The following is an 8,263-nucleotide window of genomic DNA, read 5'->3' on the forward strand; positions in this document are numbered from 1 at the left end:
TCCGCCTCACGCAGAAAGCCGATGATCTGCTCTTCGGTAAAACGCTTCTTCACGTCCAATCTCCTTGTCGTTGGGGATTGGACTCCAGATCGCCGTGCTACTCAAAGGCGGGGGGACGTCGTTGCTGATGGACACCAGCTGGTACCGGCTGCTGATCCCTGCATCGGAGCTGGCCTTCGACTCATTCGCGAAAACGCGCGTATGGCAGGAAATCGCCCAGGCCCTGTTGCGCAAGTACGTGGAGCGCTACTACACCTTCCGCAAGCGCGAATGGGAACTTCCGCACCTGGAGTACCGGGACCTCACCGAGGACGATCCCAACTTCCCATCCATCCTGAGCGAGGATGGTGCCGAATACGGCTATCGGATCCTGATCGAGGAATCGCAGCAGGAAATCGTCGCAAAACTGAAAGAGCTGAAAGAGGCCATCGAGCAAGGGAATCTGAAGGACTGGGAGTTCCGGGGCCTCAAGGCGATCTGGTTCGGGCGACACCTCTACCAGCCGTTGCTGTTCCTGGACGGCAGTGTAGTCGAGATCTCACCCGCCCCTCTCAACAAAGGCGAGCGCCGGTTCATCGAGGATCTGAAGGCGTTCCACGACGCCAACCCCGGCTATTTTGCGGAACGGGAACTCTACCTGCTGCGCAACCTCAGCAAGGGCCGTGGCGTCGGCTTTTTCGAGGCCGGCAACTTCCACCCGGACTTCATCATCTGGCAGCTCGAAGGCAAACGGCAGCGCGTGACGTTTGTCGACCCCAAAGGCATCCGCAACGTGGGCCTCCAGGATCCCAAAATCAGTTTCTACGAAACCGTCAAGGAAATCGAGAAGCGCCTGGGGCAGCCTGATGTTGTGCTCGAGTCCTTCATCGTCTCGAACACGCCCTCGCATGAAATGAGCAAGCTTTGGGGCATCACGAAAGACGAAATGCAGAAAAAACACATCCTGTTTCAGGAGGAAGACAGGGATAGCTATATCCGCATCCTGCTGGAGACGACCAGCTAGTTCCAAGGAAGCCCGCCTCCGCGCGGGTTTCCTCTTGCTTGCCTGTGGAGCGAACCATGCCCTGCTTCTCCACCACCTCGATCTCCGCCCCACCCGCCCGGGTGTGGGCAGCACTGCCACAGGTGACGGAACGGTCGGGCTGGACGCCAACGGTCGAGTCGGTCACGCCGGTTGACGGCCAGCGGTGTCCAGGTCCTGCCGTCGGGCGGAGCTACGACGCGGGCGTCCTCTGTGTGATTGGCCGTGGCTGCGGTTGCACCGGAGGCACACCTCACTCCCACTCGATCGTCGCCGGCGGCTTGCCGGAGATGTCGTACACCACGCGCGAGACGCCGCGCAGTTCATTGATGATGCGGTTGCTCACCCGACCGAGGAAGTCGTACGGCAGATGCGCCCAGTGGGCGGTCATGAAATCGACGGTCTCCACCGCGCGCAGCGCGATCACCCATTCATAAGCGCGGGCGTCCCCGACCACCCCCACCGACTTGACCGGCAGGAACACGGCAAACGCCTGGCTGACCTTGTCATACAGGCCGGCTTTGCGGAGTTCCTCGATGAAAATGGCATCCGCGCGCGCCAGCAGCTCGGCGTATTCGGGTTTGACCTCGCCGAGGATGCGCACGCCCAGGCCCGGGCCGGGGAACGGGTGGCGGTAGACCATCTCGCGCGGCAGGCCGAGCGCGACGCCCAGCCGGCGCACCTCGTCTTTGAACAGTTCACGCAGCGGCTCCACCAGCCCCAGCTTCATGTGTTCGGGCAGGCCACCGACGTTGTGGTGGCTCTTGATGACGTGCGCCTTGCCGGTCTTGCTGCCGGCCGACTCGATCACGTCCGGGTAGATGGTGCCCTGCGCCAGCCATTTGGCATTCTTTAGTTTGGCGGCTTGCTCATCGAAGATCTCGACGAACAGGTTGCCGATGATCTTGCGCTTGGCCTCGGGATCGGCAACGCCCTCCAGCGCCTTGAAATAGCGCTCGGCGGCGTTCACGCGGATCACCTTCACGCCCATGTGCTCGGCGAACATCGCCATCACCGCATCGCCTTCCTGCCAGCGCAGCAGGCCGGTGTCCACGAACACGCAGGTCAGCTGATCGCCAATGGCCTTGTGCAGCAGCGCGGCAACCACCGAGGAATCCACTCCGCCGGACAGCCCAAGGATGACCTCGTCCGTGCCCACCTGCGCGCGCACGCGGGCGATCTGGTCCTCGATGATGTTGGCCGCCGTCCACAGGGTGGCGCAGCCGCAGATATCGACCACGAAGCGGCGCAGCAGTGCTTCGCCCGCCGCGGTATGGGTGACCTCCGGATGGAACTGCACGCCGTAGATCTTCCTGGCGTCATCGGCGAACGCCGCGATGCCGAGGCGGTCGGTGCGCGCGGTGACGGTGAAGCCGGGCGGGGCTTTGGCGACATGATCGCCATGGCTCATCCACACGTTGCGCATGGCCGTGGAGGTGATCACCGGCGCCAGCAGGGCGTCCTCGGCAAGGAGTTCGAGCTCGGCATGGCCGAACTCGCGCTGATCGCCGGCCTCGGTGGCGCCGCCCAGCTGCACGGCCAGGGTCTGCATGCCATAGCAGATGCCCAGGATCGGCACACCGGCCTCGAACACCGCCTGCGGCGCGGCCGGGCAACCAGGCTGAGTGGTCGATTCCGGCCCGCCCGAGAGGATGATGCCCTTGGCGCCGAACGCGGCGATCTCGGCTGGATCGTGGTCCCAGGCCCAGATCTCGCAATACACCCCGATCTCGCGGATGCGGCGCGCGATCAGCTGGGTGTACTGCGCGCCAAAGTCGAGAATGAGGATTTTGTCGGAGTGGATGTCGCCGTGCGCTGACTGGGTCATCGTAATGCTTTGATGTTTTGGAAACAAAGAAGGGAAACTCGCGTCTCCCTTCCATGACATGCCTCACCCCGCGCGGTAGTTCGGCGGTTCCTTGGTGATCTGCACGTCGTGGACGTGGCTCTCGCGCTGGCCAGCGCCGGTGACTTTCACCATCACCGGGCGCTTGCGCATCTCCTCGATGGTGGCGCAGCCGACATAGCCCATGGTGGCGCGCAGGCCGCCCATCAGTTGATGCACCACGCCGGCCAGCGGGCCGCGATATGGCACCCGTCCCTCGATGCCTTCCGGCACCAGCTTGTCGGCGTCGGACGCATCCTGGAAATAGCGGTCCTTGCTACCCTTCTCCATTGCGCCAAGCGAGCCCATGCCGCGGTAGCTCTTGTAGCTGCGGCCCTGGAACAGCTCGATCTCACCCGGGCTTTCCTCGGTACCGGCGAACAGGCCGCCGATCATCACGCTGGAGGCGCCGGCCGCGATCGCCTTGCCGATGTCGCCGGAGTAGCGGATGCCGCCGTCGGCGATCAGCGGAATGCGGTCCTTGAGCGCCTCGGCCACCATGTCGATCGCGGTGATCTGCGGCACGCCCACACCGGCCACGATGCGGGTGGTGCAGATCGAGCCGGGGCCGACGCCCACCTTCACCGCGTCCGCGCCGGCATCCATCAGCGCCAGCGCCGCATCGCCGGTGACGATGTTGCCGCCGACCACCTGCACCTGCGGATAGTGCTTCTTGACCCAGGCCACCCGGTCCAGCACGCCCTGCGAATGGCCGTGCGCGGTATCCACCACGATCACGTCCACGCCCGCGGCGACCAATGCCTCGACCCGCTGCTCGGTATCGCCGCCGACGCCGACCGCAGCGCCGACCAGCAGGCGGCCGCTGGCATCGTAGGCGGCATTCGGGTTGTCGGATTTCTTCTGGATGTCCTTGACGGTGATCAGCCCGCGCAGCGCGAAATCATCGTTGACCACCAGGACCTTCTCGATCCGGTGCTTGTGCAGCAGGCCCAGCACCTCTTCGTCGCTGGCGCCCTCTTTCACCGTGACCAGCTTCTCGCGCTTGGTCATGATGTGGCGCACCGGGTCGTCGAGCTTCTTCTCGAAGCGCATGTCACGGCCGGTGACGATGCCGACCAGTTGGCCATCGGAATCCACCACCGGCACGCCGGAGATGTTGCGCTCGCGCGTGAGCTTGAGCACTTCGCCGATGCTGGTATCCGGGCTGACGGTGAACGGCTCGCGGATCACCCCGGCCTCGAACTTCTTCACCTGCGCGACCTGCGCTGCCTGCGCCTCGAGCGGCATGTTTTTGTGGATGATCGAAATCCCGCCCAGCTGCGCCATCGCGATGGCCAGCCGCGCCTCGCTGACGGTATCCATGGCGGCGGACGCCAGCGGAAGGCGGATGCGCAGGTCGCGGGTGAACCGGGTTTCCAGTGAGACATCCTTGGGCAGGATGCTGGAGTGGGCGGGAACCAGGGAGACGTCGTCGTACGTCAGTGCTTCAGCCAGGATGCGGAGCATCGGCGGACCCATGCGGAAGTGGGGAAGCGCGTCATTCTACCGCTTTTTGCGCTGCCAGAAGGAGATTCGGGGGAATCTCACCGGTTACCCGCGGCTTCAAGAAAGCCCCCTCCGTTACGGGAGGGGGCCATTCGCCGATCAGAACATGGCCGTTTCCATGCCCTGCCGGTTGCCCCAGACCTCGCAGTTCGCGGCAAGCGACAGGTCAGGAGCATCCGCCAGCGACATCGCACTGATCAACCGCTGGCACTCGACCGCAACATCCGCACCCAACCCGCGCATCGTTCGATCTTGGCCTGCCAAGCCGAATCGATCGCTTGCCATGACATCGGCCAGCGATCCATACAACTCGTCCAGTGCGTGGGGAGACTCCATTCCCATGCCCTCATGGCGACGATCCTGGAGTCGCTCCAGCCAATCCCCGAGAGGATGCTCGGACGGCGTCCGCGCCAGCCAGTCTTCGAGCGAAGCATACCCATGCGCCTCCAGCCAAGTCTCGATGCGTGAGCCGGGCATACGACCATCGATGCGATCTTGCCATTCGCTCCGATCGCCCGGCGTTTGCGGATAACAACCACCCGGCATGATCGCCTCCAGGCCACCAGCGTGCAGCGCACCGTTCATCGGCACGAGGCCAAGAGCACTGGACTCATCTCCTCTCGCCATCAAGCCAGCCAGCGGTACCTGCTGTACCCAAGTCGTTGCGAAGACAGGGTCAAGCTGCGAACGCTGGGCCGTCGTCAACGTGGTAGTGGTGGGCTTGGTCATCGTGGCCATCTTGGTGACCAGCGCCTGCACCTTGGCCGCCGTCAACAAGTAGCCACCATCCGTCGTGCGGATTTCCTCGACCTGGTACTGGCTGCCCTTGTACCAATCCTTGATCGTCAGCTTGTCGCTGGTGCCGATGATCGAAATTTCCAGATTGTTAGTACCGGAGGGACGCACGAACCACAACTGGTCGTATCCCACGCCGCTGAGGAACTTGGCAACGTCCACCGTGCCGGCCGTCGCATCGTTCTCGACCACGGTGTCGGCACCGTAGCCACGCCCGTGCAGATAGATGTCCGCGCCCGTGCCGCCCGTGAGCGTGTCCGTCCCTGCCGCACCGTCCAGCGTGTCGTTGCCCGCACCACCGCTGAGACTGTTGTTGCCGGTGTTGCCCGTCAGCACATTGTCGAGGGTGTTGCCGGTGCCATTGATGGCACTGGTACCGGTCAATACCAGATTCTCGACGTTGTTCCCCAGCGTATAGGTTACCGCCGACTGGATCAGGTCCGTGCCTTCGCTGGCAAGCTCGGTCACGACGTCGCCGGTGGCGTTGACGACGTACGTATCGTTGCCCGCGCCACCCAGCATCGTGTCGTTGCCGGTGCCGCCATCGAGGGTGTCGTTGCCGCCACCGCCGGTGAGCGTGTTGTTGCCCGAATTGCCGGTCAGGACATTGTCCAGGGCATTGCCGGTCCCGTTGATGGCGCTGGTGCCGGTCAAGGTCAGGTTCTCGACATTGTTGGACAGCGTGTAGGTCACGCTCGCCTGGACGAGGTCCGTGCCCTCACTAGCCAGCTCCGTGACGACATCCCCGGTGTTGTCGACGACATAGGTATCGTTGCCGGCCCCGCCCACCAGCGTGTCGGCGCCGGTACCGCCATTGAGGGTGTCATTGCCCGCACCACCATTGAGCGTATTGGCGCCACTGTTGCCAATCAGGGTGTTGTCCAACGCATTGCCAGTGCCATTGATGGCCGCCGACCCGGTCAGCGTGAGCCGTTCGACGTTATCGCCCAATGCATAGGTAACGGATGCATTGACCAGATCGTTGCCCTCACCCGCAAGTTCGACGATGACGTCCAGGTTGTCGTCGATGGTGTAGGTGTCATCGCCCAGTCCGCCTTCAAGCTTGTCGGTACCGGCACCGCCATAGAGGGTGTCGTTGCCGGCCTCGCCCAACAGACGGTCGTCATTGGCCGCACCATTGAGCGTGTCATTGCCGTTACCGCCGAACATCAGATCTTTGCCGGAGGTTCCGTTCAGCGTCTCGCTGCTGGCCGTACCCTGGACCAGGTTGTCGTAGCCGGCCATGGCGGCCTTCTGGTTCATCTGCGCGGTGTTGTAGCCGGTGCCACCGTTCTGGTAGACGTAATCCAGCGCGTAATCGCCACCCAGGAAGTGGTTGATCACACGCACGCCTTGGGCCGGATTGTTGTCGACCAGGATCAGCAGATCGTTGCCGTCTTGCCTGAAGGTCAAACGGGTCACCGGGATACTGTTCGGGAAGAACAACGTGTCGGTACCGCCGCCGGTGTTGTCGATAGTGTCGAAGCCCGCATCCCACATGTAGGTGTCGTTCCCGAGACCGCCGATCAACGTGTCGTCGCCATCCTGGCCCGCTAGCGTGTCGTTGCCATCGCCGCCCTCGAGGATGTCGTTGCCAGTGTTGGTGTCGTTCCCCAGCCCACCTGCCAGATAATCATTGCCGGCGCCGCCTTGCAGCTTGTCGTCGCCGGAGTTACCGAACATCTGGTCATCGCCACCCAGGCCACGGATCCAGTCCCTATCGGAGGAACCGACCAGCGCCGTGCCGCCTGTATCAGCCGATTCGGTGCCATCCATGACGGTGTCATAGCCGGTGCCGTACGCCGCCACCTTGGCATTGATCTGGGCCGTAGTCAGGTAGTAGCTGCCGGGTGCACTGGGCTGCACGTAGTCGATGGCGTAGTTGCCCCCGAGGAAGTGGTTGACCACTCTTGCCGCAGGAGCTTCGTCGTTGTCATCGACGATGATCAGCAAGTCGTTCCCATCCCGCTTGAACGACAGCTGCTCCTTGCTTACGGTCTCCTCAAAGAAGATGCCGTCGAAGCCGCCATGGCTGTTGTCGATGATGTCGGTTTCGCCGTCCAGCGTGAGGACGTACTTGTCGTCGCCCAAACCGCCAATGAGGGTATCGGCGCCTGTACCTCCCCCCAACTGATCGTTGCCATCTCCACCTTCCAGCTGGTCGCTGCCGTCGCCACCTTCCAGGTAGTCGTTGCCGGTGCCGCCCTCGACGATGTCGTCGCCTTCATCGCCGAACAACTGGTCGTTGCCGCCCATGCCCTGGATCCAATCGTTGCCTTCCAGCCCCAACGAACTGTTGCCGCCTGAGTTTCCGACGATGTGGTTGTCCAGTGCATTGCCGTGGCCGGTGGTGACGCCACTGCCCAGGATGAGGTTCTCGACGTTGTTGGTGAGGATGTAGTTGGTTTCGTAGCGGCGTTCGATGGTGTCGATGCCGGCATCCGTGTCCTCGTTCACCGAATCACCCGATTGATCGGCGATGTAGTAGTCATCGCCGTCACCACCGGACATGTGGTCCGCACCTGCTGCGCCATCCAGCACATTGTTGCCAGCATTGCCCTGCAGGTTGTTGTCGCCCGCATTGCCCGTGGCATTGACATTGGCCGTTCCGGTCAAGACAAGATGTTCGAGCGTATCGCCGAGGACGTAGTTGATGCTCGACTCGACGATGTCCTCGCCTTCACCGGCCAGTTCCACCACTTCATCGCCAGCCGCATCGACCACGTAGGTGTCGTTGCCTTCGCCACCTGCCATCCGGTCGGCGCCGGCACCACCATCCAACCGGTTGTCATCGGCGTTACCGACGAGTTCGTTGTCCTGGCTGTTGCCAGTGCCGTCATAAGCACCAGCCAGAAGCACGAGCTTTTCGACGTTGTCGGACAGTGTGTAGCTCGCCGTGGCATTGACCGTATCGAAACCCTCACCCGCAAACTCGGAGAAATACCCAAAAGTGGTGCACGCCCTGACGGATCAGGCGGCGGCCGAGTGGGTCTGGGCGGTTGCATCATCGCGCACTTCGACGCCATCGCGGAAGCGCACGCCGGTGATCACCTTGG

4 protein-coding genes are annotated in these 8,263 nt (G+C 63.0%); 1 reads left to right on the top strand and 3 read right to left on the bottom strand.

The genetic code is table 11. The annotated features are described in order from the left end of the window. The first annotated feature begins 127 nt into the window (after positions 1-127). The gene (locus tag ML342_RS11335) at positions 128-1,003 is read left to right on the top strand and encodes a hypothetical protein (RefSeq protein WP_240127140.1); all 876 of its coding nucleotides are present in this window, start codon (positions 128-130) and stop codon (positions 1,001-1,003) included. A gap of 271 nt (positions 1,004-1,274) precedes the next feature. Here the strand turns inward: ML342_RS11335 and guaA are convergent, their stop codons facing one another. The 3 genes from guaA to ML342_RS11350 all read right to left on the bottom strand — a co-directional run bounded on the left by guaA (position 1,275) and on the right by ML342_RS11350 (position 8,066). Beyond that, positions 1,275-2,849, bottom strand: a complete 1,575-nt coding sequence (gene guaA / locus ML342_RS11340) for a glutamine-hydrolyzing GMP synthase (protein WP_240127141.1) — start codon at positions 2,847-2,849, stop codon at positions 1,275-1,277. A 63-nt stretch (positions 2,850-2,912) separates the two neighbouring features. Further along, positions 2,913-4,373, bottom strand: a complete 1,461-nt coding sequence (gene guaB, locus ML342_RS11345; RefSeq protein ID WP_240127142.1) for an IMP dehydrogenase — start codon at positions 4,371-4,373, stop codon at positions 2,913-2,915. Between the two features lie 138 nt (positions 4,374-4,511). After that, the gene (locus ML342_RS11350) at positions 4,512-8,066 is read right to left on the bottom strand and encodes a calcium-binding protein (protein WP_338065005.1); all 3,555 of its coding nucleotides are present in this window, start codon (positions 8,064-8,066) and stop codon (positions 4,512-4,514) included. Between the last annotated feature and the right edge of the window lie 197 nt (positions 8,067-8,263).

Origin of the sequence: Thermomonas alba, from assembly GCF_022419205.1 — a bacterium.
Lineage (GTDB): Bacteria > Pseudomonadota > Gammaproteobacteria > Xanthomonadales > Xanthomonadaceae > Thermomonas > Thermomonas alba.

Coding starts and splice junctions, on each gene's coding strand:
- ML342_RS11335 (WP_240127140.1), top strand. CDS start 128: ATGGACACCAGCTGGTACCGGCTGCTGATCCCTGCATCGGAGCTGGCC.
- guaB (WP_240127142.1), bottom strand. CDS start 4,373: ATGCTCCGCATCCTGGCTGAAGCACTGACGTACGACGACGTCTCCCTG.
- guaA (WP_240127141.1), bottom strand. CDS start 2,849: ATGACCCAGTCAGCGCACGGCGACATCCACTCCGACAAAATCCTCATT.